The organism is Sporomusaceae bacterium (genome assembly GCA_031460455.1).
Lineage (GTDB): Bacteria > Bacillota > Negativicutes > Sporomusales > UBA7701 > Anaeroselena.
Genome location: JAVKTQ010000018.1, coordinates 1 through 26,288 on the forward strand (window position 1 = coordinate 1; position 26,288 = coordinate 26,288).

The 26,288-nt window shown below is 51.0% G+C and carries 23 protein-coding genes; all 23 read right to left on the reverse strand.

The genetic code is table 11. The features are described 5' to 3' along the window. Positions 1-123 (reverse strand): 4Fe-4S binding protein (locus RIN56_18145; protein ID MDR7868718.1); only part of this gene is annotated, 123 nt, incomplete at its 3' end. Positions 124-283: 160 nt separating this feature from the next. Beyond that, positions 284-1,066, reverse strand: coding sequence for an IclR family transcriptional regulator (locus tag RIN56_18150; protein ID MDR7868719.1), 783 nt, complete (start codon positions 1,064-1,066; stop codon positions 284-286). Between the two features lie 464 nt (positions 1,067-1,530). Further along, on the reverse strand, positions 1,531-2,205 hold the full coding sequence (locus tag RIN56_18155) for a methyltransferase domain-containing protein (GenBank protein ID MDR7868720.1): 675 nt from the start codon (positions 2,203-2,205) through the stop codon (positions 1,531-1,533). A gap of 470 nt (positions 2,206-2,675) precedes the next feature. Continuing rightward, positions 2,676-3,446, reverse strand: coding sequence for an aldolase/citrate lyase family protein (locus RIN56_18160; GenBank protein MDR7868721.1), 771 nt, complete (start codon positions 3,444-3,446; stop codon positions 2,676-2,678). Positions 3,447-3,509: 63 nt separating this feature from the next. Continuing rightward, positions 3,510-4,007 (reverse strand): 3-isopropylmalate dehydratase small subunit, encoded by a 498-nt coding sequence (locus RIN56_18165; GenBank protein ID MDR7868722.1) that lies wholly within the window; start codon positions 4,005-4,007, stop codon positions 3,510-3,512. Next, on the reverse strand, positions 4,004-5,278 hold the full coding sequence (locus RIN56_18170; protein MDR7868723.1) for a 3-isopropylmalate dehydratase large subunit: 1,275 nt from the start codon (positions 5,276-5,278) through the stop codon (positions 4,004-4,006). The genes RIN56_18165 and RIN56_18170 overlap by 4 nt, the downstream gene beginning before the upstream one ends. Before the next feature lie 68 nt (positions 5,279-5,346). Further along, on the reverse strand, positions 5,347-6,540 hold the full coding sequence (locus tag RIN56_18175) for a CoA transferase (protein ID MDR7868724.1): 1,194 nt from the start codon (positions 6,538-6,540) through the stop codon (positions 5,347-5,349). A 57-nt stretch (positions 6,541-6,597) separates the two neighbouring features. Next, entirely contained in the window at positions 6,598-7,749 is a 1,152-nt protein-coding gene (locus RIN56_18180; GenBank protein ID MDR7868725.1) for a PrpF domain-containing protein, read from the reverse strand. Between the two features lie 116 nt (positions 7,750-7,865). Further along, positions 7,866-8,873 (reverse strand): TAXI family TRAP transporter solute-binding subunit, encoded by a 1,008-nt coding sequence (locus RIN56_18185; GenBank protein ID MDR7868726.1) that lies wholly within the window; start codon positions 8,871-8,873, stop codon positions 7,866-7,868. Positions 8,874-8,951: 78 nt separating this feature from the next. Beyond that, positions 8,952-10,892 (reverse strand): TRAP transporter fused permease subunit, encoded by a 1,941-nt coding sequence (locus tag RIN56_18190; protein ID MDR7868727.1) that lies wholly within the window; start codon positions 10,890-10,892, stop codon positions 8,952-8,954. A 57-nt stretch (positions 10,893-10,949) separates the two neighbouring features. After that, positions 10,950-11,891 (reverse strand): hydroxymethylglutaryl-CoA lyase, encoded by a 942-nt coding sequence (locus RIN56_18195; protein MDR7868728.1) that lies wholly within the window; start codon positions 11,889-11,891, stop codon positions 10,950-10,952. Positions 11,892-11,904: 13 nt separating this feature from the next. Continuing rightward, positions 11,905-13,113 carry a CaiB/BaiF CoA-transferase family protein gene (locus RIN56_18200; GenBank protein MDR7868729.1) on the reverse strand — a complete coding sequence of 403 codons (1,209 nt, stop codon included), beginning with the start codon at positions 13,111-13,113 and terminating at the stop codon, positions 11,905-11,907. Between the two features lie 168 nt (positions 13,114-13,281). Continuing rightward, positions 13,282-15,192, reverse strand: coding sequence for a sigma 54-interacting transcriptional regulator (locus tag RIN56_18205; GenBank protein MDR7868730.1), 1,911 nt, complete (start codon positions 15,190-15,192; stop codon positions 13,282-13,284). 398 nt (positions 15,193-15,590) lie between these two features. Then, complete coding sequence (locus RIN56_18210; GenBank protein MDR7868731.1) at positions 15,591-16,883, reverse strand: SLC13 family permease; 1,293 nt, start codon at positions 16,881-16,883, stop codon at positions 15,591-15,593. 34 nt (positions 16,884-16,917) lie between these two features. Next, positions 16,918-17,862 carry a 3-hydroxyacyl-CoA dehydrogenase family protein gene (locus tag RIN56_18215; protein MDR7868732.1) on the reverse strand — a complete coding sequence of 315 codons (945 nt, stop codon included), beginning with the start codon at positions 17,860-17,862 and terminating at the stop codon, positions 16,918-16,920. 51 nt (positions 17,863-17,913) lie between these two features. Continuing rightward, positions 17,914-18,837 (reverse strand): 3-keto-5-aminohexanoate cleavage protein, encoded by a 924-nt coding sequence (locus RIN56_18220; protein ID MDR7868733.1) that lies wholly within the window; start codon positions 18,835-18,837, stop codon positions 17,914-17,916. A 197-nt stretch (positions 18,838-19,034) separates the two neighbouring features. Further along, positions 19,035-20,423, reverse strand: a complete 1,389-nt coding sequence (locus tag RIN56_18225; protein MDR7868734.1) for a sigma 54-interacting transcriptional regulator — start codon at positions 20,421-20,423, stop codon at positions 19,035-19,037. A gap of 267 nt (positions 20,424-20,690) precedes the next feature. Beyond that, on the reverse strand, positions 20,691-22,604 hold the full coding sequence (gene gyrB, locus RIN56_18230; GenBank protein MDR7868735.1) for a DNA topoisomerase (ATP-hydrolyzing) subunit B: 1,914 nt from the start codon (positions 22,602-22,604) through the stop codon (positions 20,691-20,693). Between the two features lie 40 nt (positions 22,605-22,644). Further along, the gene (locus RIN56_18235) at positions 22,645-22,899 is read right to left on the reverse strand and encodes a DUF370 domain-containing protein (GenBank protein ID MDR7868736.1); all 255 of its coding nucleotides are present in this window, start codon (positions 22,897-22,899) and stop codon (positions 22,645-22,647) included. Continuing rightward, positions 22,877-23,725: a DUF721 domain-containing protein gene (locus tag RIN56_18240; protein MDR7868737.1), complete on the reverse strand. Its 849-nt coding sequence runs from the start codon at positions 23,723-23,725 to the stop codon at positions 22,877-22,879. The genes RIN56_18235 and RIN56_18240 overlap by 23 nt, the downstream gene beginning before the upstream one ends. Positions 23,726-23,730: 5 nt before the next feature. Beyond that, positions 23,731-24,828 carry a DNA replication/repair protein RecF gene (gene recF / locus RIN56_18245; GenBank protein ID MDR7868738.1) on the reverse strand — a complete coding sequence of 366 codons (1,098 nt, stop codon included), beginning with the start codon at positions 24,826-24,828 and terminating at the stop codon, positions 23,731-23,733. A 10-nt stretch (positions 24,829-24,838) separates the two neighbouring features. Continuing rightward, the gene (locus RIN56_18250; GenBank protein ID MDR7868739.1) at positions 24,839-25,054 is read right to left on the reverse strand and encodes an RNA-binding S4 domain-containing protein; all 216 of its coding nucleotides are present in this window, start codon (positions 25,052-25,054) and stop codon (positions 24,839-24,841) included. An 11-nt stretch (positions 25,055-25,065) separates the two neighbouring features. Then, entirely contained in the window at positions 25,066-26,175 is a 1,110-nt protein-coding gene (dnaN, locus tag RIN56_18255; GenBank protein MDR7868740.1) for a DNA polymerase III subunit beta, read from the reverse strand. Positions 26,176-26,288 lie beyond the last annotated feature (113 nt).

A 26,288-nucleotide genomic window follows, 5' to 3' on the forward strand; every position in this document is an offset into this window, starting at 1 on the left:
CAGCTTGACGGCCGCTTTCCTGTCCTTTAGCGTAATAGCCAACGACGGACACACTTTCGTGCATATGCCGCAGCCGATACATTTTCCCGTATCGATGACGGGTTTCACCGAGATGAGTTTCATGTTACCCCTCCTTAAAGTGTGTGGGTAGAAATTGATACCGTTCTTACGGCCGCCGTTTTAAAATCCGGCATTGTCGAACCCGGTTCCGGAATGCCGTTAAACCCGGACGCGCGGTTTTCCTTCACACATCTTCACCGTTCTATATTGTCGAACGCCATTCTTATTTTGGACAAATAATATTGTCCCGGGTGAGCGCGGCCGAGAAGCCAAACTGAGCAGAAATAGCTTTGGCGCAGTCGATGACATCGGTGATAAGGTTGGATGAATTGTCGGTTATTAGGCGCGGCGTCGGTCCGGACAAGCTTATGGCAGCGGTCACGGCACCGAGGTGATTACGGATTGGGGCAGCAAAACAGGAAAGCCCCTCCTCGATCTCCCCGTTGTCGGTGGCATAACCGATCTGACGTATCTTTTGGATATGCTCCATGAGCGCTTTGGCATCTGTTATGGTATTAGGCGTAATTGATCTGAACTGTATCCTCTTAATCAACCGACTCAATTCTTCGTCTGCGAGACCGGCAAGCAAGACCTTGCCGACGCCCGTACAATAAGCGGGGTTGCGACCGCCGATATTGCTGACTATCCTGATGGATCGCGGACTGTCGACCTTGTCTATGTAGATTACCTCGTCCCCGGAGAGGACCGCAAGGTGAACCGTCTCCTCGTATTTCTTTGACAGTTCCAAAAGATACGGCATCGTGACCGCTCTGATGTCCATGTTTGCCAAAACTGCCTGTCCGAACTCAAAAAGCTTCAATCCCAAAGCATATCGGCCGGTGCTCTGGTCCTGGCGAATGCATCCCATAGCCTCGAGGGTCGCGATTAACCCGTGAGCGGTGCTTTTATTCAGCCCCACACCCCTGCTTATGTCCGATAAGCGTGCCATATTATTGGCCGCAACGAACTCGAGAACCTTTATCGCCCTTGATACCGCTTGGATCATGTTGACATTACCTCAGAGTAAAAGTCGCATTTCGAAATCATATATTATTTCATATATTATTTTGTATATTATGCGATCACTGCAGAAATTCCTGCTGTGTTTTGGTACTTTTTTTGTTTTTTTATAAGTTTCGGTTTATCAGCGATTGGGGATAACAAAAGCATGGCTTTGCGATACATGCAAAGCCATGCTTTGATAGCATGGCCCTTGTTGTCGTTTACCTTGGGTTAGGAAATGGTTTCTTCTTTGCTGCGTTAGTCTATATGTGCTTCTCCGCGGGAGCCACCTTGACCTGTCAGCGTTAACTAAGACATGTCAAAAATAAAAAAATACAATAGGAAACTCGTAGATTGTTACCTACGAATTTTCTATTGTGTAAATATTCACTCTGAAAATGAAATGCGGGGCCCTTAATATTCAAGGGTTCGGGATATTTGTCTCGCATGCCGCTGCCTGTGCTACATCTATTTTATAGCGTACAATCCTACCTGCAAACCTGACGCCCAGAATACCTCGACAGTAGGAAAGCCCGTGTCGCGCAGTAATTCAATATGTGCCATTAATTGGATTGGGAAAAACTCAACCCCATAGCGGTTCAAATACTTTTCCACGTTCGCTGCTTCTTTCCCCTGCCTTAGCTGGGCGCGTCGCCACCACTCAATGCCTATCTGCAAACCTTTGTCGCTTCGGGGGCTTACCGTCTCAAAGGTTATGAAAACGCCGCCCCTTTTCAGCATTCGGAAGCAATTGATCGTAGCCGTCCGCCTAGTGCTGGCGTCGAAGTAATGATGGGCCAGTATCGCAGTTATCACATCGAAACTCTGATCCGGAAAGTCCATGCTTTCCGTGCCCAGAGGAAGATACTCAATCGCGCCGAATTTAGACAACTTTTCCTTCGCGATATTAAGCATCTGCGTCGCTGGATCGGCAAGGACAAAGCGTGTGCTAGGAAAAGCCAGGATCGCTTTCTGTATTAGCGCTCCCGTACCGCCACCCGTATCAAGCCACCGGCTGGGATTAGGATTGACCACCTCAATTAGGCTAAGGGTGCTGTTATGGAAAAGATCATAGAACGGCATTGTCTTATGGATATTCTCGTCATACTCCTGAGCTGGTTGTGAAGTCTTGTTATCTCGCATAGCCAAACCTCCTCCACCCAAAACAGCCCGACAATCATGCCGAGGATGCTGCACGCGCCGGCTTCTTTCTCCCAGACCCCAAAAATTGCAACAGGACGTACCCGTCGGAGTTGTGTCGATATCCACCGGATATTCGGGCAGCGAGGTGAGGGGTTACGTCCTCGGTTGTGCTTATCATAAAGCCGTCTGTGTTTCATGCGAAGTGCGGAAACCGTAGAAGAAATGCAGGAAGGGCAGCCGGCCGGCGACGGCGGACAAGTGGGCCACAGCCGCCTAATCCATGACCTCCTGCACGCTGCCCGCGGCCAGAAGCGCAAAGCCGGTCAGGCGTGTGGCCACCATAGATAAGCGCAACCTCGGTAAATGCATAGAAAATATAGGCGGCGGCGGTATTGCCGTCCACTGAGTTCATTTTACGCTTTACCATAGTTGAATACTTTTTCGAATTAGTTTCCTGTGGCCTCCCGGCCTCAGCCGGATTCTTGCTCCTTGAATATCTTGACGCTCCGGCTAAACGCCTGATACAACAAGCCTACGTCGGCGGCAAACGAAATGTACTGCACGCCCCAGTTTTTCCACTTGACCGCGCTCTCCGCGTCGTCGACGAAGAAGCCGATTGCCACGCCCGCCTTGCGCGCTAATTCCATATTCTTTTTCATTTCTGCCACCAGCGCAGGATGCTCTACTTGCCCGGGTATCCCCAACGAGGCGGAAAGGTCGTACGGGCCAATAAACAGGACGTCGATTCCTGGAACGGTGAGAATTTCCGATAGATTATCGATCCCTTCCTTGCCTTCGACCTGAATGATGACCGTCGTTTCCTTGTTTGCGTTGCCGAAATAGGCGAACCTGTCGGCGGCCGAATATCTGGCAGCCCGCACGTAGCGGTTGCAGCCCCGCGCCCCCTCGGGCGAAAACTTCGCCGCCCTGACTGCGGCCGTCGCTTCCGCCTTGTTGCCCACCTGCGGAATCTGCACCCCTTCGGCACCAATATCCAAAGCCTTGGCGATCAGTTCCGGTTGGTTGCCGTAAACCCTTACCACCGGACTTATCCCTGCAAGTTTGGCCGCCCGCACCATATCAACCGCCCGGTCTGAAGAAATCTCCCCATGCTCGGTGTCGATGATCGCAAAATCGAAGCCCGCCAGACCAGCGACCTCAAGCACCGCCGGATGACAGAGATTGATGAATGGTCCGAATAACTTTTCGCCGTTTTGCAGTCGTTCATTTAACAACGCCACAAATATCCATCCTTTCCGCTAAATGCACCGATCAAAGGCGAAAGCGCCGTTTCCAAGGCATCCTCACTTGGATTTAAGCTGTTTCCGCAGGTGATTGATCAGGCCGCCGTCATTGACAAGTTTCATGATGTTTTCGGGATACTTCGTGCACTGGTAGCTCTTCCCGGTAGTGATATTGCGGATAGTTCCCGCGATCGGATCGACCTCCAGCTCGTCACCGTCGTTTATCTCCGAGACACTGTTGGTGGTGAGGACCGACAGGCCGATGTTAATGGCGTTACGGTAGAATATTCGCGCAAAAAACTCGGCGATTACAACCGCTATCCCACTGCCTTTGATAATCATCGGCGCGGTTTCGCGGCTGGAGCCTGAACCGAAGTTCTTGCCAGCCACCATAATGTCGCCGGCTCTGACTTTTTTGGGGAAGTCCGGGTCGGCGCCTTCCATGGCATGGGCGATCATTATTTCGTCGGCCAGGCCGATGTACTGCGCCGGGGAAATCAAATCGGTGTTGATGTTATCGCCGAATTTGTGGACTTTGCCGCGAATCATATTACTCATGTCCGACCCTCCTTACGGTAAGCCCGCGGATCCGCCAACTTGCCTTCGATTGCCGAAGCGGCGACGGTAGCCGCCGAAGCGAGGTAGACAAACGAATCGTTGCTGCCCATGCGGCCCTTGAAGTTGCGATTGGTCGTCGACACACAGCTCTGGCCGGCGGCGATGACACCGGAGTGCAGTCCAACGCAGGCGCCGCAGGTTGGCGCGAGGATAGTCGCTCCCGCTTCAACCAGGATATTAAGGATACCCATACTGCTCGCCTGTTTCCAGATTTCCTGCGAACTGGGCGAAACCAGCAGTTTGCACTCGCGCGATACCTTTTTCCCTTTGAGAATTTCGGCTGCCGCCATAAGATCGGTCATCCTGCCTCCTGTGCAGGAGCCGATGTAGGCCCGCTGCATCGGCGTGCCCGCGACCTTATCGATATCAGCGACATTATCTACGGCATGCGGACAGGCTACCTGGGGCACCAAATCCTCTGCTCGGTAAGCGAGCTTCGCCAAGTAGTTGGCGTCCGCATCGCTAGCAAAAATGTAGTAGGGTTTTGTGTTGCCGATTCGGGCTAGATATTCCTCGGTGATCCTGTCGGCGGCGATCAGGCCCGCTTTGGCCCCTGCCTCGACGGCCATGTTGGAAATACACATTCTCTCGTCCATGGGCAATCTTTGAATGACGCTGCCGCTGAACTCCATCGCCAGATAAGTCGCGCCGGCGTGGCCCACATCCTTGATTGTGCGCAGAATCAGATCCTTGGCCATGACCCCTTGGGGCAGCTGGCCTTCCCATGAGACAAGGAGCGATTCAGGCACCCGCAGCCAAATTTCACCGGTCGCCAGCACGCCGAGCAGCTCGGTAGAGCCTATGCCGGTGCCAAAGCAGCCAAACGCGCCGGCGGTACAGGTATGGGAATCCGTTCCCACCAATAGCGTGCCAGGCAGATCAAAACCGTTCTCCGCCAAAATCTGATGGCAGGGCCCGACACCCTCAAAATAGTTGTCGACATTATATTCTTTGGCCCAGCGGGCGGTGAAAGCCACGGTTTCCGCCTGATGGATAGTGCCGGACGGGGCCAAATGATCGCTGATAATGACCGTTTTTCCGGGATCCCATACCCGTATGCCCAGCTCCTTCATCTCGGCGTCGATAAACCATGGGCCCAAGGCGTCGTCGCCCATGGCGCAATCGACCTTGGCGTTAATTATATCGCCCGGATTGACCTCAGGCAGTCCGGCGCACCGTGCGAGTATCTTTTCCGCTAATGTTTTTCCCATTGTCTCGATGTCCTCCTTAAATACATAGAAGCAGCGCCAGGGGTTACCGGCCTCCGGCCGGAAAGCGGCTAAAAGATGCCCTGTTTAGCCAAATCCTCATACTGCTGCACCGATATATTCAGTACTTCCTGGAGAATTTCTTGGGTATGCTGTCCCAGGAGGGGAGCTGCGGCGGCAATTTGTATCGGAGTCTCGCTCAGTTTGATCTGGTTGCCGGTAATCTTCAGGTGGCCGGCCTTGGGATGGTCTACTTCTACGAACATCTCGCGGGCGCCGGCGATATGCGGGTCGTGAGCCACCTGTTCGATAGTGTTGATCGGAGCCACCGGAACCCCTTTAGCCAGCAGCATATCGACGATTTCCTGAATGGTAAAGTCTTTCGCCCAGTCCTCTATTATCGGCTTCAGCTCCCCGTGGTTGGCTACCCGCACCGAGTTTGTGTAGAATCTCTCGTCTGTTTCCAGGTCCGGTCTGCCCATAACCTCGCAGAGCTGTCCATAGAGTTTGTCGTTGCCGGCGCCGATGACCAGGCTACCGTCCTTGGCCTTGAAAGAATCGTAAGGATAGGAAGCCTCGTAGCGATTGCCGATCCTCTCGGGGTTTCTTCCTGTAACAAGGTATATTTGATTAATGATCTCCAGGGCCGATACCACCGAGTCGACGAGAGCGACATCCACCTTCTGGCCTACGCCGGTGTTCTTCTTGGAGGTATACGCCGCCAACACGCCCACAGCCATGCTGATGCCGGCCAGGACGTCGGCAATAGCGGTCCCGCTACGGGTAGGTTCCCCGCCCGGCCAGCCGGTTGTGCTCATCAGGCCGCCCATAGCCTGACCAATGATGTCGTAGCCGGCCCGGTCCTTATAGGGGCCGTAGTGGCCAAACCCGGATACGCAGCCGTAAACAATCCCAGGGTTGACCTTCTTGAGATCCTCGTATCCAAGTCCCAATCTTTCCATAACGCCCGGACGGTAGTTCTCGAGTACGATATCAGCTTTTTCGACCATCGCCAGGAAGAGTTCTTTTCCCTTGGGCGTCTTCAGATCCAGCGTAATGCTTCGCTTGTTGCGGTTCAGGTTCATATAGTAAGCGCTTTCGCCCTCGACCATCGGATAAAACCCGCGGCTGTCGTCCCCTTTTCGAGGAAGTTCAATCTTGATTACATTGGCGCCCATATCAGCCAAAAGCATCGAGCAATAGGGCCCGGCCAGAACGCGGGTTAAATCGATTACGGTAAGTCCCGCAAGAGCTCCTTTTTTCATTTTATCTGCACCTTCTTTTTCATTTGGCTAGCGCTGAGCAACGTACATTTCCTGACATTACTTCTTAGCAGTATAGAAGCTTTCGGGGATATAGATATAGCCGTCCATAATCGGCCTTACCGTCCGCGAGAAGAGAACTTTCTTGACGGCGACCTCCTTGGAGGTGTCGACCACGGCCTCGACCTTGATCACCCCGCTGGGGTGGCCTATACGCACGAAGCCCTTTTGGGGGTCGGCTTTGGATACTTCGTTGACGACCGTCCCAGGGATTAGCGATGCGATCGAAGTAGCCACCGAAGCGGTGCCCGGATAGGCTTTGTGCATGACGCCCGTTTTGAAGAGCGCCACCGGCCCATGAACCAGGCGAGCGACGAAATCGATATCGTCGGCGGAAACTTTGCTGCCGGTGCCATAGGTGTTGTACTCCTTGGACTTGGAAACGACAATCGTAAATGGCAACAGGTTCGCGTTGAGTTTGAGGGCATCAGCGATAACCTCCTGCAGTTGGCCGAACAGCTTATATTTCGCAGCCGCTTCATCGGGTATTTCCGTACCGACCATGCCAAAATCCTCGGCCTTAATAAACGCCGAAAGATTGCCAATATCGACGACCGATACGTCGACTTTTTTCCCCAGTAGCGGGATATACACCGGCACCGTCGGCGCACCCATCGGCAGGAGTTTACCTGTAGTGCCGCCGCCGGTTTCGGAGTAATCGAGGACAACCTCGGCCCCGGTTCCCGGCACGCCGTCGATGGCGTAGTCACCGTCCACGGCCGGTTCGCCGTCGATAATCGGGACATAGGCAGTGAGCACACGATTGAGGTTGGTATTGTGGATGCGGACTTTCGTAATCGGCTCCGTCACCCGGACAAAACCTTCGCGTACGGCATACACGGCCGCGCCTGGAGAAAGGTTGCCGCAGTTGATGTCATAGCTGACTTCCGGCATCTCTACGCCGACCTGGACAAATGTATAATCTATATCCGCGTCGGGACGGGAAGGCGGTCCCATCACGCAGCATTTGCTTGTAAGCAAATCCGCGCCGCCAATTCCATCGATCTGCCGGCGGTCCGGACTGCCGAACAGGCGGAGAATTACCTTGCCCCTTTCTTCCTTGTCGGCGGGCAACAGGTTTTCGTTGATATACAAGCCCTTGCTGGTGCCGCCGCGCATCACCAAAGCCCTGAAAGCACGTTGTTGTGCCATCGCGAATGACCTCCTAGCCTCATATACGTATATTTTCATCTTCTATTGGGGGAGGGGGAAGGGCAAGAGGCTGCGATTAGTGATCAAACTCTTGCCCTTTGTCAAATCGGAGATGTTTATTTCTTCAGCAGGCCGGCCTCTTTAAAGTATCTGGCCGCCCCGGGGTGCAGGGGAACGTCGGCAGCGCCGCCCATAGCCATCTCTTTTGTCAGCGCTTTGAAGCCAGCGTCGACTTTTTTCAGTTCGTCGAGGTTCTCCCAAAAAGCTTTGGTAATTTCATAAATTTTTTGCTCGTCGGCGTCCTTATGAGCAAAGAGAACGGTAAAGCCCATCCAGGTCTTGACGTCCGTATCCTGGCCCTTGTATGTGCCGCCGGGGATAACGCCGTATTGCATCGTGTTGTTCTGCAAGGCGTTGAATTTCTTGAATTCTGCCTCGCCGATTTCCAGCAGCCTTACCGGGATGCTGGTGGAAAGGTCGACCAGCGAAGCGTTGCCGATGCTGTAGCCATTGGCCGTTCCGTCGATAACTTTGTCCCTAAGGGCGTTGAAAGACTCGGCGGTGGTCAGTTCCAGTATCTTGAAGTCTTTCCGCGACAGGCCGTAGGCTTCGAGTATGGCCTCATTGCGGGTCGAAGTGGCTGTGGCCGGCGAATTGATGTTGAACTTCCGGCCCTTCAGATCCGGGATGGTCTTGATATCCGAGTCGGCCCGCACCACCTGGTGACCGTGTTCCACAGCCAGGGCGAACACGAACCTCAGGTCCCCATACTCCTTGTGGTTGGCAAATTTGCCCTTCTGATGGTAGGACATATACAGATCGTTGGCAGTCTGCTGACCAAGGACGATTTCCTTGCCGGCGACCAGAACGGTGTTCTCGTTGTACCCGGCGGTTGCCTGGGCGGAGATTTCCACTGCGTTCTGTTTCTTATTGACGACGTTCGCCATCCCTACCGCCCACTTATAAGGTCCGGAGCCGGAGCTGGAAGTGCCGACCGCCCACTTGACCTTCTTGGCCGGCTCCGGGCCTTTCTGGCCGGCATCCTGCTTGCCGCCGCATCCGGCGAGAACCAGCAACATGGCAACCAACAGAGCACCAACCAGGAAACTAACCTTTTTCATCATCTTAGCCCCTTTCCAATTCGCCATATTTTTAAAGCTTTGCACTTTTGTGCCGAAATCGTTGCGCCGCCTGAAATTCACCTATTCCGTGGCAAGGGCTTCCCGGCAAGAATCGGCGCGTTTCTTTTTGCGGTAGGAGTTGTAAAGGACAACACCGACGATTACCGCCCCCACGATCGAGGAAATCATTTCGGGGAGGACGAGGCCGGCTGCGCCGAGGAACAGGGCGACCCGTTCCCATAGGGAAAGACCGCTGTAGACAAAGCCCTGTACGGTGCCGGCCATCGCGTACGCGCCCAGGGTGGCCGAGACGCAGGACACTATGATAAACCAGGGGTCGCCTACCATGAGCAGGGCGGGGTTGTACAGGTAGCCGAACGCAATCAATGTTGACGCCAGGCTGAAAACCGTCGCCTTGATCGCCGTCTTCCAGAAGTCGGCCCCGGCTATGCCCGCCGCCACCGCGGCCACGACCGCCACCGGCGGCGTCGAACCGGATTTAATCGCGAAGAAGAACAAGAACATGTGGGTTGCCAGCAGCGGGAAGCCCGCATCGACCATCGAGGGGCCGACAAACATCGCCACCAGAGTGTACGCGATCGGCGTAGGCATGCCGCAGCCCAGAATAAGGGTGATCAGCACACTGATCATAACGATGCCTATCGCCGAGCCGCCGACCAGGGCGACGAGGATTTCGCTGAGGCGGGCCCCCAACCCGGTGATGACGACCGCCTGGGAAACGAGGCCAAGACCGGCGAGAATCGCCACTATGCCGGCGACGTCCCGCACGCCGCTTTCCATGATGTCGATAATTTGTTTGAACGACATCCTGGTGTGCGGCCGCAACTGAGCGGCGACTATCGTAAGGATGATGCAGAAGAAGCCTGCGTACATGGCGGTATAGGCCTCGCCCATCAGAAGGTAGAACAGCACGGCGATGGGGAGGATAAGGTGCCAGCACTCGCCGAGCACCTCCTTCCAGTTGGGTATCTCTTCCTTCGACAACCCCTTGATGCCGCACTTCTTGGCCTCGAAGTGGACGATATAGAAGGCGTTGAAGTAGTAGAGAAGCGCGGGGATAAGGGCCGCGAGGGCAATGGTGGCGTAGGGTATCCCTGTCATTTCCGCCATTATAAAGGCGGCCGCCCCCATAACCGGCGGCATCAGCTGTCCGCCTTCCGATGCGGTTACCTCGATCGCTCCCGCGATATGAGGTTTGAAGCCCAGTCTTTTCATCAGCGGGATAGTGACCGATCCGACCGCGACGACGTTGCCGATCGAACTGCCGGAGACCATGCCCATGATTCCGCTGCCAAAGACAGCCGTCTTGGCGGCGCCGCCATCCTTGTGTCCGACCAGGCCGTTGCAGAGGTGCATCAGGTAAATGCTGGCTTTCGTGCCCTGCAAAGCAGCGCCGAAGAGAATAAACATGAACAGGTAGGTCGACGCGACCGCAAGTCCCAGGCCAAAAATGCCTTCTTCGATGAACGCGGTCAGGAAAACGAGCCGTTTGAAGCCCATCCCCGGATGATTGAACATCCCGGGTAGAAGATCGCCGTACATCGTGTAAGCCAAGCCGATAATCGCCAGGATGAAGAAGGTTAGACTCGTTCGCCGGGCGGTTTCCAGCACGCAGATTATTATCACGACCCCCAAAACGACTTCCCAACTCGTCAATGAGGAGGCGCCCATCGCTCCCAGCAGCTTTTCGTAGTTGATGACAACATATCCCAGGGATATCGACCCGGCTACAACCAGCGTCCAGTCGATAACCTTGCCCAAGACGCCGTATTTGCCGCTTTTGCCGATTTTCAGCGGACATTCCGACGAAAAAAAGATAAACATCATAACACCGAGAAACAGCGCTCGGTGAACAATCAAGGTTTTATACGGGCCGAAGATAGTCGCATAGAACATATAGGCAACAAATAGAACAGACAACCACCTGATCGACTTGTCGAGCAGCGACTTTTTTACGGGCTCTTTAGCCGAAATGTCCGTTCCTTCGGCTATTTCGCCCATTGCCACAACCCTTTCAATTTCAGATTGCTCCGACGACATAGGTTTTTTCCCCCTGACCTAGTTTTTCTGCCCGTCACTTGCAACGTCTAGTCCATTTTTATGGGAAAGAACACAGGCTTTGCCTGCTTTCAAAATATAGCTGTCGCTGTGGCCGACCACCTCCTCGATTCTCTTCGCCGCACTAATGACCTTATCAAGATTCACCCCGGTTTCAACACCCATCAAATCAAGCATATGAACAACATCTTCTGTGGCGACATTGCCCGTTGCGCCAGGTGCAAACGGACATCCTCCCAACCCTGCGGCTGCAGCGTCAATTGTCTTCGCTCCCGCCTTGACACCGGCAAAAATATTCGCCAGCGCCAACCCCCTCGTATTATGAAGATGGAGCGCAAACTCCAAATCAGGATAAAGGTCGAGAAGCCGGGCAATCGTGTCATGGACCTGCAGCGGATGGGCCATCCCGGAAGTATCGGCGAGACAGACCTCCTTAAGCCCCCACTTGACATAATGTTGGACCATCCACTGAACACGCTCGAAAGGAACCGTTCCCTCGAAGGGACACCCGAAGGCCACCGACACACCCGGTACTATCAGGCAGTCGAAGCCTGCGGCGAGGCACTCCTCCAGTCTTTGCAAAGACTCCGCCGTAGAAGCGTTGACATTGTTCCTGTTGTGGGAATCGCTGGCGGAGATAACGAATTCAACACTGTCGACCCCGGCCGCCACCGCTCTTTCCAGGCCTTTTTTATTGGCGACCAGCGCCGAATAATGCACCCCCGGGACCTTTTTGATTCTTTGCGAAACTTCATCGGCGTCTTTCAGATTGGGAATCGCCTTAGGATGGACGAACGCGGTATATTGAATATTGGCAAAGCCGCATTCTGAGAGCATATTGATAATTTCAACCTTGTTGTCGGTGGCGACGAATTGCTGTTCGATTTGAAAACCATCCCTAGTGCTGACTTCCCGGATCGCTACTTTTCTGGGATATTCCATTTTGAACCTCCTCTCAAATAATCTTCAGTTTCTCTAACTGACGGAACTCCTCTTCGGACAGTCCCAGTTCCTCTATATACACTTCCCGGTTATGTTCACCCAGGGAAGCGCCGGGATGTCTTACCTCACAGGGGGTATCGGAGAAAATCGGGAAAATATTCGGCATCTTGATTTCGCCCAGCGCCGGATGAGGAACACTGATAACATCCTGCCTGGCGATACACTGCTCGTTTTTCATAATATCGGCAATGCTATTGACCGGACTGACCGGAATACCGTTCGCGTCCAACAACTCGCATATCTCGGTCATGGTAAATTCCTTAACCCATCTTCCGACAAGCCCGACCAACAAGTCGTTATTCCTGACCCTTTGCTGATTTGTTTCAAATTTTTCGTTACTGATCAAATCCACCCGCTTCATTACCTCGGCTAACCGCTCCCAGGTTTTTTGCGTACTGGCGACAATGATAACCCATTTATTATCCTTAGTCTGAAACATATCACTCGGACTTGCCGTCCCCGTGACCATCGGCGTTCTTTCCGGGATCTTGCCGTTTATTCCGTACTCCGCGATCACGCCATCCAATAACCTCAATAACGGTTCATACAATGATACATCGACGACCTGCCCTTCCTGCTGATCGCCCTTCAATACCGCCGTAAGCGAACTTAAGCCGCCAATAACGCCGTACAGCCCGGCCATATAATCGGAAAGCGAAACCGGCGGACTAATTGGGGCCCGGTCGGGATATCCCTGCAGATATGTATAGCCGCTGAACGCCGTGGCCGGAGTGCCAAAACCTACTTTCTCTTGATACGGGCCGGTCTGGCCGAACCCGGAAATGCGCACCAGGATTATCTTGGGATTGGCCCGTTTCATAACCTCGTAGCCAATACCCCATTTTTCGATTACCCCAGGCCGGAAATTTTCGACCACAATATCAGCGGTTTTCAGCAACTCCAGGAATATTTCTTTTCCCTTATTTACCCGCAGATCCAGCGAAACACACCGTTTATTGCGAGCCATGGTCGGCCACCGCAAGGACTCGCCATTATGGGTCGGCATGAACTGCCGATAGGGATCGCCGACATCGGGAAGTTCAATTTTAATGACATCCGCGCCATAATCCGCCAGCAGCGAACCAGCAAAAGGCCCGGCTATTACATTGGCAATTTCCAATACTGTGACCCCTTTTAGGGGCCCTGATCTTTCAGCTTTCATCCTGCACCTCACGTACCAGTATTTCTAATCACACGATCTATTGAAGATGCAAACGCCATGCCAACGCAGAGGCCCCTGGATACGGCATTTCGTCACCCATATCAATAAAAAATGAAACAAACCGTTTAAACGGTTCGTTTCATTTTTCTGCCTTTTCGCAATTTACTTTTAATTAATTCCCAAATCGCTCAACTTACGCCAGAAAGTAGTTCTGCTCATCCCTAGAAACTTTGCCGCCTTCGTCTTATTCCAGTGCATCCGCTCTAAAGTTTGCAGAATTTGCGCTTTTTCCTCTCTTGCCGTCAACGACCGGTCTGATATCCGTTCATCATTCAGCCTCGTACCCTCGGGGTATAACGCGAAGGTATTCAGCAGTCTGGTCAAAAGCAGATTAATCTCCTGCGGCGTCCTGCATTTCGAAGCGGTAATACGCAAAAATACATTCTCCAACTCGCGGATATTCCCGGGCCAATAATAATCAACCTGCTGAAAAGCCGTTTTTAAAGTTTCGAGAAATTCTCCCGAGCAATCGGCAATCTTGTGCTCGTTAACAAAATGCTCAACTAAATCGGGAATATCGCCCCGGCGACCCCGCAGCGGCGGAATTTCCAAACTCAGCACATTGAGACGGTAATATAAATCCGAACGGAAAAGCTCCTTGTGAATCAGGCTTTCCAACGGTTGGTTGGTTGCGGCTATTATCCGTACATCCACCGGAATAATCTTGTTCCCGCCCAGTCTGCGGACCTTCTTTTCCTGCAGCACCCGCAGCAGCATTACCTGTCCTTCCAAAGACATATCGCCGATTTCGTCCAGAAACAGGGTCCCGGTATCGGCTCGTTCGATCAAACCCGGCTTGCCTTCCTTTCTCCCTCCCGTAAAAGTGCCGGATTCGTAGCCGAAAAGCTCACTCTCCAACAGGGATTCGGGCAAAGCGGAGCAATTGACGGAAACGAACGGCCGGTTGCTACGGGAACTGTGAGTATGGATCGATTGCGCAAACAATTCCTTGCCGGTGCCGGTTTCACCCCTGATCAACACCGTCAGATTGTTCCTGGCATAATCCCTGGCCAAATCGATGGCATCTTGCAAAGGCTTGGAATGGCCGACGATATTGCGGAACGAATACGAAGCAAAAAAGCCGCTCTGCAAAAGCTCCTTCCTGCTTTTGTACAACCCCAGGTCCAGGTCATTATAGCTATCGTCAAAAAAAGCGATAACCTCTTTCAACTGGTTTTCTATCCTAATGGGCTTCCAAGTGACGACTAGTTCCTTGCCCATCATTTTTATCATGCTTTCAGTTTCCGTACCGTTAATAATCGAATCATACTCGCTAAGACTTACAATTTCGTCAAGATTGCTACCCACAAGCTTGTTGCCGGGAATGCCCAGGATTTTCTCCGCCGATGAATTGGCTGTTTGAATTATGCGATCAGGATTGATAAATAGAAAGGCTCGTTTTGAATGATTTAATATAACATTTGTCCTTTCCTCTCTCTCCTTGTTGAAAGAGATCGTTCCTTCATATTCAAAAGCCTCGCGGAAAGTATTTTCCACGTTGTCCCGCGAATACACCATATAAGCTGAGAACCCAAAATCGGTTGCATAGTCGCAGACCACTCCGGTCCCGATAAAGCCGTCACAGCCGGAATCAACCATCCTCCCGAAGATTTCCGGCATTTGTTCCTGGTTATCGTACCACTCCTGAACAAAATCGCAGGCAATATACTCCCTGTATGTTAGGAGGTCCGGGATAGCGTTCTTGTAGCCAAGAATCCCGATTTTGCTCGATTGCTTACTCAGGCTTTTGATCCCTTCCAGCAGATTAGCCACGGTTATTTTAAAAACGATAACCGGGATTTCTTTAATATTCTCCTTCAGGCACTGCCCATTTCCTCCGCCACTGATAATAACATCCACAGCGTTTTCATAGATAAGCTTTCTAGATATATCCAACACTTCGTGTATTTGCGCCTCATAAACAATGACTTCCTTCAAATATGACGGGACCAATTGGGAGATTACTTTTGTCAATCTCGGATAACTCATTAAGACAATCCGTTTGCCGTCGAAGTTCATGAATAATCACCCAATTTTAAATAATTGTTATATTGTTATATTCTATGGGCATGCAGCTTATATCCTTTCAGATAGCTCGCATGCAAAACAATTTCTATCCAGGAAAAGCATACCACCCCGCAGTATGACGGAAAAAGCACCCAAAACCAGCGCAAAACCTAGCATTACTTACTAATAAATAATGGCCAATGCGTATGTTACGCGTTGGCCATTATTAGGTCGTCCGGGTTGTAAGTGTCAAACCTGGTGCCCGCATTTGTTCAATTAATCTTCATTCGTTTTCTTTCGGCCTTGACTAAAGAAAAGAGATGCAAGACTTCGGCTGCCGCAATATTGTCCAAGCAACCTCACCTTGCCTTTAATGACTTTTACTAAATCAGCAGCACACCTGATATAACTTAATAGAACAGTATTGCGAGGATAATCGCCGGAATAATGGTAATTAAGGGAACAACCACACACGTAGCAAACATATGCCTATAGCCGACCTTATGAGTCAGGCCAAAAACTGCCAAAATAGTTATTACGGCACCGTTATGCGGCATTGTATCCAAACCGCCGCACGCCATCGACGCAATACGGTGAATAACTTCAGGATTGATCCCTAAAGCTTGATATTTTGGAATCAATACTTCCAGGGCAATACCAAGACCTCCGGACCCTGACCCGGTGAGGCCTGCAAGTAAATTAATAGCAATAGCCATAGAAATCAAAGGATGCCCCGGAATATTCATCAGCGTATTGACAGCCGTGGTAAACCCTGTAGTTGCAGCAACGACCTTGCCAAAACCGACGTCGGCGCAAGTATTTACCAACGGCAAGACCGTGTTGACTGCTCCTTTGTTTAGAGTATCCAGGTGGTTATTAACATATTTAAAAAACAGCACTATGCATAACAGCGTTCCGATAAGCAGCGAATATACGATATCTATCTTAAAAATATTTAGGATAATCAACAGCGCCGCGGGCGGAATGATTGATACGATTAACGACGGTAAGTTTGTTTTTTCAACGTTGCCAATCATCATATTCTCAGGCTTGGAGAAAACCTCCCCGCGCTGCTGGGCTTTTCGCAGAGCCCAATGAGTGTAGTACAGTCCCAGGGCAGTACAGATTATCGAGGAAACAATACCAATGAGCGGTGCCGCGGCGGCAGTTGTTCCTAAATACTTTGTCGGCATTATATTTTGTATTGCCGGGGTTCCCGGGAACATCGTCATGGTCGCGGTTCCTAAGCCAAGCATAAAAGGGGCCAGGCACAAATGCCACGGCAAATCCATTTCCTTAAATATTGGCAATGCGATTGGGATCAAGGCAAAAGCAACGACCCAAAGATTAACGCCGCCATATGTCAGAATTGATGTTATTAGCCATATAGCCACTAACATAGGAAAAGGTTTATCCTTGCCCACCCTGTTTAGAATAGCAAGCGCGATCGTCTTAGCGGCGCCGGAGTCATCCATATATTTCGCGAATAAGGAAGCCCCAAGGAAAACCAAGTAAAATCTTTTCGCATACGCGATGAACCCTTCCATATATGGTCCATACAGGCTCTGCAATACATCCAGCCCCGAAAACAGGCACACTATAACAGTAGCGACAGGTGCGAGCAAAATAATATGCCACCCGCGAAGAGCCAGAACAACCAGCACCACCAAAGACAAGATTATGCCTATTACGCTGAGATCCATTAATTAACCCCCTCCTATACCTGCAAAATAAGAACTACACATAAAGTTGAGATACTTTCATTTGGCGGATTAGCTTTGTCATGAACTTTTTCCTGACTTCGGGCACTTTATCGGGATCATACTTATAGAACCCCTCGCCGCTCTTCACCCCCAGTTTACCCTCGCTCACCTTTTGCCGTAGCAGCTTGTTCGCACCCTGCGAATTATCCATAACCTTTAGGAGGTTATCGCCGACAACGCACCATATGTCCAAACCACCAAAATCGGTTACTTCGAGTTGACCGGTAGTTGCATAACGAAAAGCAGGACCAAATTTCAACGCCTTGTCGATATCGCTTGCCTCTGCAACCCCTTGCTCAATCAAAGAAAATACCTCTCTCGCAACTCCTTGCATTATGCGGTTTGCCACCAACCCTGGAACATCTTTCAGAACTCGCACGGGTTGCTTCTTGATGGAAAGATAGAGACTCTCCACCTCTTTATAGATCTCCTCCGGCATATTGCCGAAAGAAGAGATTTCTACTAACGGAATGAGGTGCGCCGGATTGAACATGTGGTTCACAATCATCCGCTTTTTCCGTTCCTCACTCACGAGCGCCATCATCCCGCTTAGCGACAGACTGGAAGTGTTGCTTGCCAATATCGTATTAGAGGGGCAGAGTTCATCTAGTTGTTTAAATAACTTCTGCTTTAATTCCATATTTTCAGGAGCTGATTCAATAACATACTCTCGGTCTTCTACCGCTTGCTTCAGATCAGAAAAACACTTTATTCTGTCAAGGATAGCCGGTATTTCCTCTGTTTTGATAAAGTCTTCCTCGGCAAGCATCTCCAGTTCTTGCGCGATTAACCCCTTGGCTTTATCAAGCACTTCGGTGCTGAGATCGTACAGGGTTACGTCATAGCCATACATGGCAAAGGATTCGGCTATTCCATGTCCCATTGTCCCAGCGCCCAGAACTGCTACTTTTTTTATCACTTTTACCATTCTCCCAACTCTGATCTTGTTTGACCACTGGATTTGACGCACTTAAAAGCCAATTTTATCTAAGCCCTTTAAGCTTAAGATCGTTCTCGCTTCTGCAGGAGTAGCCACTTCACGGCCCAGTCTTTCAGCGATATTGCGTATCAACTCCACTTGTTCACTACTTGACTTTGCCAGGATGCCGGGCTTGATATATAAATTGTCTTCAAGTCCTACCCGCACGTTGCCGCCCATGCCCAAGGCAGCCGTAACAAGAGGGAATTGCGCTTTGCCAGCCGCAGCGCACGACCATTTGAAGTCGCCGATTTGCTCTTTTGCCGTTTTGACTAAGAAAGCCAAGTTTTCTATCGTGGCCGGAATACCGCCCAAAATCCCCATGACGAATTGGATGTAAACGGGCTTTTTCACAATGCCTTTGCGGATAAAGAAGGCTATATTATTGATCATGCCGACATCGTAAACTTCGAATTCAGGCAAAGTCCCGTACTGATTCATTGTCGTGATGTAATATTCAAGCCCTTTGTACGTGTTGGCAAAGACAAGATCGTATGTCCCCTCAAGAAAGGGAATCTCCCAGTCGAATTTGGGATTAGTAATTTTTGCTGCTGCCGGTTGCAGGACAAAATTCACCGAGCCGGCATTACAGGATGCGAGTTCGGGCTGGAAAGCGGGAACTGCGGCGAGCCTTTCTTCCAGAGACATACCCAACTGGCCGCCTGTGGTGATACATACGATAACATCTGACCGTTTCTTTATCCCTGAAACGATTTCACCCATCATCTCAAGATTGCTGGTCGGTCGTCCCGTCTCAGGGTCGCGCGCATGGATATGGACTACGGAGGCCCCAGCTTCGCAAGCTTTAACGGCGTCGTCGATAATCTGCTCTTTAGTAATTGGCAGATATTGCGACATACTGGGAGTATGAACTGCTCCCGTTACTGCTGCGGTGATTATCAACTTTTGTGTCACTTAGCTTTCAACTCCTCATATAAGATAATTTGTCAAACTAAGAATTTTCGCAGAATTGTCGACTCACCTCCCCACTCTGCGCCCTTCCTAAACGCAATATGTATGCCAATAAATAAAACCCCTATAAAACCTGAATTGCCAGGCTTTTTAGGGGTTGCTCGCGTAGTCGTTTCACTACAGCAATCGTAGTTAATTAACTACACTATGCCGTGTTTTTTCATTTTAGCATAGAGTAGGGTTCGATGGATATTCAACTCATTAGCCGCAGCTGTTTTGTTGCCATTAGCCTTGGACAATGCATTTAAGATTGCTTGCTTTTCCGCCACGTCTTTGACCCTTCCTAAACTAGCCGAGCCGTTTTGTTCCGCCGAATTTGTTTCCGTGTTACCTAATAAACGAGGTATGAGATAATCGAAATGAGCTTCATCAAGCTCACCGGATATAGCCATTACGGCCGCTCTTTCCATTACATGCTCCAGCTCTCTGACATTACCTGGCCATTGATATTTTTCGAATAATCTAAGTACATCTTCTTTAATGCCAGTAATTCCCAAGCCATGATTAGCGTTAATTTTTTTTATGAAATGGCTCGTAAGGTCTCTAATTTCTTCCTTGCGTTGACGTAGAGGCGGGATACTGACATCGACAACGTTAATCCTATAAAATAAGTCTTCCCTGAATTCGCCTTTGCGTACTAAATCCTGCATATCACGATTCGTCGTACATATCAGCCTAACGTCGATTTCGATTGGTTTTATTCCTCCAACCCGCTCGATTTCATGCTCTTGGATGACCCTTAAGAGTTTAGATTGGAGGAAAATAGGCAATTCATTGATTTCATCAAGCAAAAGAGTGCCTTCATTTGCAAGCTCAAATTTACCCGGCTTGCCGCCCTTTTTGGCCCCGCTGAAAGCTCCTTCTTCGTAACCAAAGAGCTCCGACTCCAGAAGTTCTTTGGGGATAGCTGCACAGTTAATTCTTACAAACGTCTTGTGTTTCCTAGGACTAAGTTGGTGAATAGCTTGAGCAAACAGCTCTTTTCCAGTACCGGTCTCGCCGCTAATCAGAACGGCGAGTTTGGACGGAGCCACCTTTTTTATTAGCTCCTTCACTTTCTGTAATTGCGGAGATGAACCGACTACCTGACCCAATGAGTATTTTGCACCTCGCAATTTAACAAGCTCGGATTTGTATTCTTTAATTTCAAGGTTGAGCCGGTTAATTTCGGCAAAAAGCGAAGCAACTTCATCCATCTTCCGAAAAGTCGTAAAAGCTACCGCCCCAATTGATTTCCCATCCTTCATTACTGGCAAACGATTGCACACTACAGGTATGGTTCCTTTAACCATATGCACTGAGCCGATTTCCTCTTGGCCTGTTTTGGCCACAATGTCCATTCGAGTTTGAGGTATGATTTCTCGGGCATATTTACCGATAGATTTTTCAACATCCACACCAAGCATATCCGCATATTTTTTATTGAGATAGACTACTTTTCCTTCGGCATCTGTAACAATTGTCCCGTCCACCTGCTCTAAAACCTGTTCCAAGAAGGCTGTATATTCTTTACTTGTCCGATCCATCATAGTTCACCCTCTTCCTTGGTATATAGACGGCGGATGAAATGTAGTTTATTTACTACATTTCATTAGCTACATTACCACAGAATACCCACAAGTTCAACAGAATAGATTGAAAAGTAAATTACTTATGGTTAATGTGAAAAAATAGCTTCATAGTGATTTTACTAAAAATAGGGACGAAAAGTAATATAGTTACTTTCGCCCCCATCACAATTTTATTAACTTATAGGTTAAAATATCAACTTATGGGTAATCCGACACAAACATCTGCTAGATATCGAGATTCTGCACCATCTTGGCATACTCCTCGATGAACTGGCGGCGCGGCTCGACTTTGTCGCCCATGAGCTTGGAGAATATATCGTCTGCCTCGACGGCGTCCTCGAGAGTTACCTGGAGGATGGTGCGAACTTCAGGGTTCATGGTCGTCGTCCATAGCTGCTCGGGGTTCATCTCGCCAAGGCCTTTATAGCGCTGGACCGTCGTGCCCTCTCGCCCGCTGAGCGCCATGCGGCGCTCGAGTTCCTCGTCGCTATAAAGATACCATTGTTCCTTGCCTTTTTTCACAAGGTACAGCGGCGGCTGGGCGATGTAGACTTTGCCGGCGAGGATAAGCGGCTGCATGTAGCGGTAGAAAAAGGTGAGCAGCAGCGTGCGGATGTGTGCGCCGTCGACATCGGCGTCGGTCATGATAATAATTTTGCCGTAGCGGGCCTTTTCGATGTCGAAATCATCGGAGATGCCGCAGCCAAAGGCGGTAATCATCGTCCGAATCTCCTCGTTGTTGAGAATTTTGTCCAGCCGCGCCTTTTCGACATTGAGGATTTTACCGCGCAGCGGGAGAATGGCCTGAAAACGACGGTCGCGCCCCTGTTTGGCCGAGCCGCCGGCCGAGTCGCCTTCGACCAGGTAAATTTCGGCCTGTTCGGGGTCTTTCACCGAGCAATCGGCCAGTTTGCCGGGGAGCGCGCTGACTTCAAGGGCGTTCTTGCGCCGGGTGAGTTCGCGCGCCTTGCGGGCCGCCTCGCGGGCCCGCGAGGCCATCAACGATTTTTCGATAATCTTGCGGGTTATCGCCGGGTTTTCCTCGAAAAACTCGTTAAGCCCCTCGAACATTATCGTGTCGACAATACCGCGGATCTCGCTATTGCCAAGCTTGGTCTTGGTCTGGCCCTCAAACTGCGGCTCGCGCACCTTGAGACTGATAATCGCCGTCAGACCCTCGCGTACGTCTTCGCCGCTGAGGTTCTCGTCATTTTCCTTAAGGAGGTTGTATTTGCGGCAATAATCGTTGATGGCGCGGGTGAGCGCCGTCTTGAAGCCGCTGAGATGGGTGCCGCCCTCCTGGGTGTTGATGTTGTTTACATAAGAGAATATCGTCTCGACGTACCCGTCGTTATACTGCAAGGCGATCTCGACAACGGTATCCTCGCGAGTGCCGGAAATAAAGACCGGCTCTTCGTGAAGGGCGTCCTTGCTCTTGTTGAGGTGCTTGACGAACGAGACGATACCGCCCTCATAGTGGAATTCCTTGCGGGCGCCCGTCCTGTCGTCGCTAAGGGCTATGAAGATGTTGCGATTGAGGAAAGCCAGCTCGCGCAGGCGGTGCTCCAGTGTTTCGAACTGGAAGACCGTCTCCTCGAATATCTCCGCGTCCGGCTTGAAGTGTACCTTGGTCCCGGTCTCGGTTGTCGTGCCGATCTCCTTGAGCGGAGCTGCCGTCAAGCCGCGGGCGAATTTTATCTCATATACCTTGCCGTCGCGCTTGACCTGAACTTCGAGCACCTCGCTAAGCGCGTTGACGACCGAGACGCCGACGCCGTGCAGGCCGCCGGAAACTTTATAGCCCTCGCCGCCGAACTTGCCGCCGGCGTGCAGCTTTGTCAACACGAGCTCCACCGCCGGCAGTCCCGATTCGTGCATACCCACGGGAATGCCACGGCCGTTGTCGACGACAGTAATGCTATTGTCGTTGTGAACAGTAACCTCGACCCGGTCGCAGTAGCCGGCCAGCGCTTCGTCGATACTATTGTCGACCACCTCGTATACAAGGTGATGCAGGCCCCTGCCCGATGTGCTGCCGATATACATGCCCGGCCGGCGGCGTACCGCCTCCAGACCTTCCAGCACCTGGATCTGTTCGGCGCCATAATTGCCGTTTACAGTCGTATCATTTGCCGCCATTGAGAACCTCCTGCCCCCTAATAACAAACATGTTTATCTTTTAGTCTTCGTCGTCTTCAGCCAGGAAATTGGCCCGTTTCTTGAGGGTCGCCGCAGAAATTGCCGACAGGAACACCAGTTTGTCGGTAACGACGAAACTCTTTGCGTTGCCGTCGGAAATATCGTCAATCATATTTTCTTCTCTCATCACCCGCAGGAAATCATCGTTTATCCCCGACCTTACAGTCTTGATATCGGTGATGGCGATTACGTCGCGGAGGGGTATCACCGTATCAGCGCCTAGATGCAGAAACATTGCCTTTCCTCCTGACTTTATCAAGCGTGTTGGCGAGCATTTCTTCTGATATGCCCTGAGGGCCGACCTTGTATAAAAGCATTGCCAATAGCGGCACCGCGACCGGGTCATTTTCATCGCGGGCCGCCGCTGTGAGCAACGCATCGGCCAATTCGTCCCTGACGGCGGCAAAGTCGCTGCGGCGGCATGCAATATAGCGCGTGCATTCCTCGTAACCCAGCCACGGCGCGTCCCGCAGAAGCTTGCGGACAGCATCGCGCCCCGCGGCCCTCACTGCGGCCGCGCAGGTCATGCACAGCTCGTCGCCGGCTGGCCTGAGCACCCCGCACTGTCTGCACGGCTGCCATTCCTGCCTGCGGCGGATTTTACGAAAAGATAGCTCTTTGCCGAGTAGGCGCCTCATCTTAGCGCGAAGTAAGTCGTCGGCCAGCGGAGCTGTCATCTCTTCGATCACTTTCTTCTCGCCGCTTTCCAGTCTTATCTCCCGCCAGTTTATGGCCGGAGATCGATCTTCACCATTTTCTTCATTCTGGTCGTTTCGCAAATATCCTGCCTGGAACTTTAAATCGCCGACCGCTTTTCCCCCCGCATAAGCGTTGATTTTAGCGATTATTTCCTCCTTAAGGGTCGAAAGATGATGGGCCCAGACAGCGTTTTTGGCCGCCAACGTCAGCACCCGGCGACTTATCCTTCCGGGCCTGGTGTTGGCCGCAATTTCCTCGCCGACTATCTGCCGCCAGTTGAGAATTATCATCTCATCCTTGTATCTCTTTTCAAGACCGATGTTTTTCATCATCCGGGGCACGATTTCGCGCAGAGAATTCATCCCGCTCACTCCATAATCATCCCGTCTTGAACCCGGAAATAACGCACGGCGCGCGCCGCCGGGAAAAGGGTGGCATCGGTAGCCGTTATAAAAGTCTGGATACGGTCACGGATAAAAGATAACAGTTGCTCGCGTCGCAGACTATCCAATTCGCTCATCACATCGTCAAGCAGCAACACAGGATATTCCCCCGTTTCCGACTTGAGAAACTCAAGCTCGGCCAGTTTCAATGCCAGTATGCCTGTTCGCTGCTGGCCCTGCGACCCGAAGCTGCGCAATTCTCGGTTATTAACCCTAAGAATTATATCATCGCGGTGGGGCCCGACCGACGTGCTGCCACGGGCAATGTCCATCTGCCGCAATTCCTCGAACTTACTGCGATACCAGCCATATAGGTCGTCCGGAATGGTGCCGTCCCCGGCTGCAAGCTGATAGGCAAACGACAGGTTTTCCCTGCTCCCCGTCAGGCGGCGGTGCATCAAGTTGGCCAGCATGCCAAGCTTCTTTACCGCTTCCAGACGTTTTGTAACAATAAACACCGCCAGCTTGGCCAGTTGCTCCTCCCATGACGGTAGCAACTCCGGCAATTTGCTGCGGTCAAAAATTTTCTTCAACAGGTGGTTACGCTGATTTACCACCCGGTTGTACTGCAGCAGATTGCGATAATAAAGAGGCGACGCTTGGGAAATCTCTATATCGAGAAATCGCCTCCGCAAAGAAGGAGCCCCTTTTATCAGCCACAGATCCTCGGGCGAAAAAAGCACGGCATTCAGTGACCCTATTACTTCGCGCGGTTTAATTGCGAAATCATTAAATAATATCTCTTTATTTCGCCCTTTTATTAGCCTGAAGCCCATCTTATTGGCTACTCCCTGGCGGGTAAAAAAAAGGTCGACACTGGCACTGTCTTGATCCCATTTTACCAGATCGTCGTCCTCGGCAGTGCGGTGAGAACGACCCACCGCCCCGAGGTAAATCGCTTCGAGGATGTTTGTCTTGCCTTGGGCGTTCTCACCGACAAAAATATTTATATTATTTGTGAACTCAACCTCAAGGGTTGTATAGTTGCGATAATTCCTCAGATTAAGCCTATCTACCCTCATGCTGCCACCTTTATGCGCCGGCGACCTTCCAACTCCCGTAGTCTTTCACGACAACGACATCACCAGGCTGCAACTTCTTGCGCCGCTCGCTGACAGTTACCCCGTTGACCGACACCATGCCTGCCGACACCATTTCCTTAACCTGTCCGCCGCTTTCTGCGGCGCCGGCCCATTTCAAAAACTGATCAAGCTGAATGGTTTCGGTATGAATGGTTATATCCTCCATTTTTATCCCTCTCAGCCAGTGCGCACAGGCGTGATTACATAAGTATAATTGTCATCGCCGACGGGTTTTATGCCGGCGGGACTGAGTGGCGTGTTAAGCGAGAACACCAGTTCGTCGCTGTCGATATTTTTAAGAATGTCGGTTACATACTTAGCATTAAACGCTATTTCCACTTCGTTGCCGTCCGTTTTCGCCTCGACTATTTCCCGCGCTTTACCTACATCCGGGTTGTTGGATGAAATCACAACCGCGCCGTCTTTAAAGAAAAATTTTACAACATTGTATTCCCCATCCCTGGCGAGAAGCGAAACACGCTCGACCGCGTCCAGGAACTGGTCGGTATTGAGTTGAACCTTAGTAGCAAACGATGCGGGGATTACTTTGTTGTAATCGGGAAATTGCCCTTCAATCAGACGGGAATTAATATATACGTCGTCAAAAACGATTCCTACCTGATTTTTTTGCCAGGACAGGGAAACATCCATCGGTTCTTCCGTTGCCAGCAGCCTGGCCAGCTCGTTGAGTATCTTGGCAGGAATAATCATCTTGGCGTTTCCGCTGCCGGCAGCGAGTTTTGCTCTTTTTAGCGCCAGGCGATGTGTATTTGTGGCGACCATACGGATTTCGTCGTTTTCTACTTCTATCAGGCCGCCGGTAAATATCGGCCTGGCCTCGTCGGTGGCACTGGCAAACACCGTTTTTTTGATAAGATCGCGGAGAATTCCATCTTGGACGGTGAAGGAATTATCGCCGCTGACCGGTTTTAAGACAGGGAATTCCTCTGCCGGCAGGCTAAGAAGATTGAACTGCGAATTCTGGGAAGTTATTTTAATCGTCCGGTCTTCTTTACTTGAGGATATTTCGATCGTATCGCCCGGTAAGCGGCGCACCATTTCCTGAAGATAACGACCCGACAGGACAATTGCCCCCGGCTCTTCTACGGTAGCCGTCACAGTGCAGCTGATGCCGACTTCGTAGTCGGTAGCCTGCAGTTGAAGCTTGCCGTTTTGAGCGGAAAGATATATGCCTGTCAGGATCGGGAGAGGTGTTTTGGTAGCCACCGCCTTTTGCACCGTCTGCACGGCATGGTGCAAATCATCTTTCGGGCAAAAAATTTTCATCTTCTTTTACCTCCCATTGGTATATTACAACTTTAAAAAACATAAGATAGTAAAATAGCCGTAATAGTATTAGGGCCTGTCAATATGTTAATAATATGGCGCACATATTGTCG

Coding starts and splice junctions, on each gene's coding strand:
- dnaN (MDR7868740.1), bottom strand. CDS start 26,175: ATGAAAATTTTTTGCCCGAAAGATGATTTGCACCATGCCGTGCAGACG.
- gyrB (MDR7868735.1), bottom strand. CDS start 22,604: ATGGCGGCAAATGATACGACTGTAAACGGCAATTATGGCGCCGAACAG.
- RIN56_18250 (MDR7868739.1), bottom strand. CDS start 25,054: ATGGAGGATATAACCATTCATACCGAAACCATTCAGCTTGATCAGTTT.
- RIN56_18235 (MDR7868736.1), bottom strand. CDS start 22,899: ATGTTTCTGCATCTAGGCGCTGATACGGTGATACCCCTCCGCGACGTA.
- RIN56_18195 (MDR7868728.1), bottom strand. CDS start 11,891: ATGGAATATCCCAGAAAAGTAGCGATCCGGGAAGTCAGCACTAGGGAT.
- RIN56_18170 (MDR7868723.1), bottom strand. CDS start 5,278: ATGGGAAAAACATTAGCGGAAAAGATACTCGCACGGTGCGCCGGACTG.
- RIN56_18210 (MDR7868731.1), bottom strand. CDS start 16,883: ATGGATCTCAGCGTAATAGGCATAATCTTGTCTTTGGTGGTGCTGGTT.
- RIN56_18205 (MDR7868730.1), bottom strand. CDS start 15,192: ATGAACTTCGACGGCAAACGGATTGTCTTAATGAGTTATCCGAGATTG.
- RIN56_18150 (MDR7868719.1), bottom strand. CDS start 1,066: ATGATCCAAGCGGTATCAAGGGCGATAAAGGTTCTCGAGTTCGTTGCG.
- RIN56_18240 (MDR7868737.1), bottom strand. CDS start 23,725: ATGAATTCTCTGCGCGAAATCGTGCCCCGGATGATGAAAAACATCGGT.
- RIN56_18225 (MDR7868734.1), bottom strand. CDS start 20,423: ATGATGGATCGGACAAGTAAAGAATATACAGCCTTCTTGGAACAGGTT.
- RIN56_18180 (MDR7868725.1), bottom strand. CDS start 7,749: ATGGCACAACAACGTGCTTTCAGGGCTTTGGTGATGCGCGGCGGCACC.
- RIN56_18190 (MDR7868727.1), bottom strand. CDS start 10,892: ATGGGCGAAATAGCCGAAGGAACGGACATTTCGGCTAAAGAGCCCGTA.
- RIN56_18165 (MDR7868722.1), bottom strand. CDS start 4,007: ATGAGTAATATGATTCGCGGCAAAGTCCACAAATTCGGCGATAACATC.
- recF (MDR7868738.1), bottom strand. CDS start 24,828: ATGAGGGTAGATAGGCTTAATCTGAGGAATTATCGCAACTATACAACC.
- RIN56_18185 (MDR7868726.1), bottom strand. CDS start 8,873: ATGATGAAAAAGGTTAGTTTCCTGGTTGGTGCTCTGTTGGTTGCCATG.
- RIN56_18200 (MDR7868729.1), bottom strand. CDS start 13,113: ATGAAAGCTGAAAGATCAGGGCCCCTAAAAGGGGTCACAGTATTGGAA.
- RIN56_18155 (MDR7868720.1), bottom strand. CDS start 2,205: ATGCGAGATAACAAGACTTCACAACCAGCTCAGGAGTATGACGAGAAT.
- RIN56_18175 (MDR7868724.1), bottom strand. CDS start 6,540: ATGAAAAAAGGAGCTCTTGCGGGACTTACCGTAATCGATTTAACCCGC.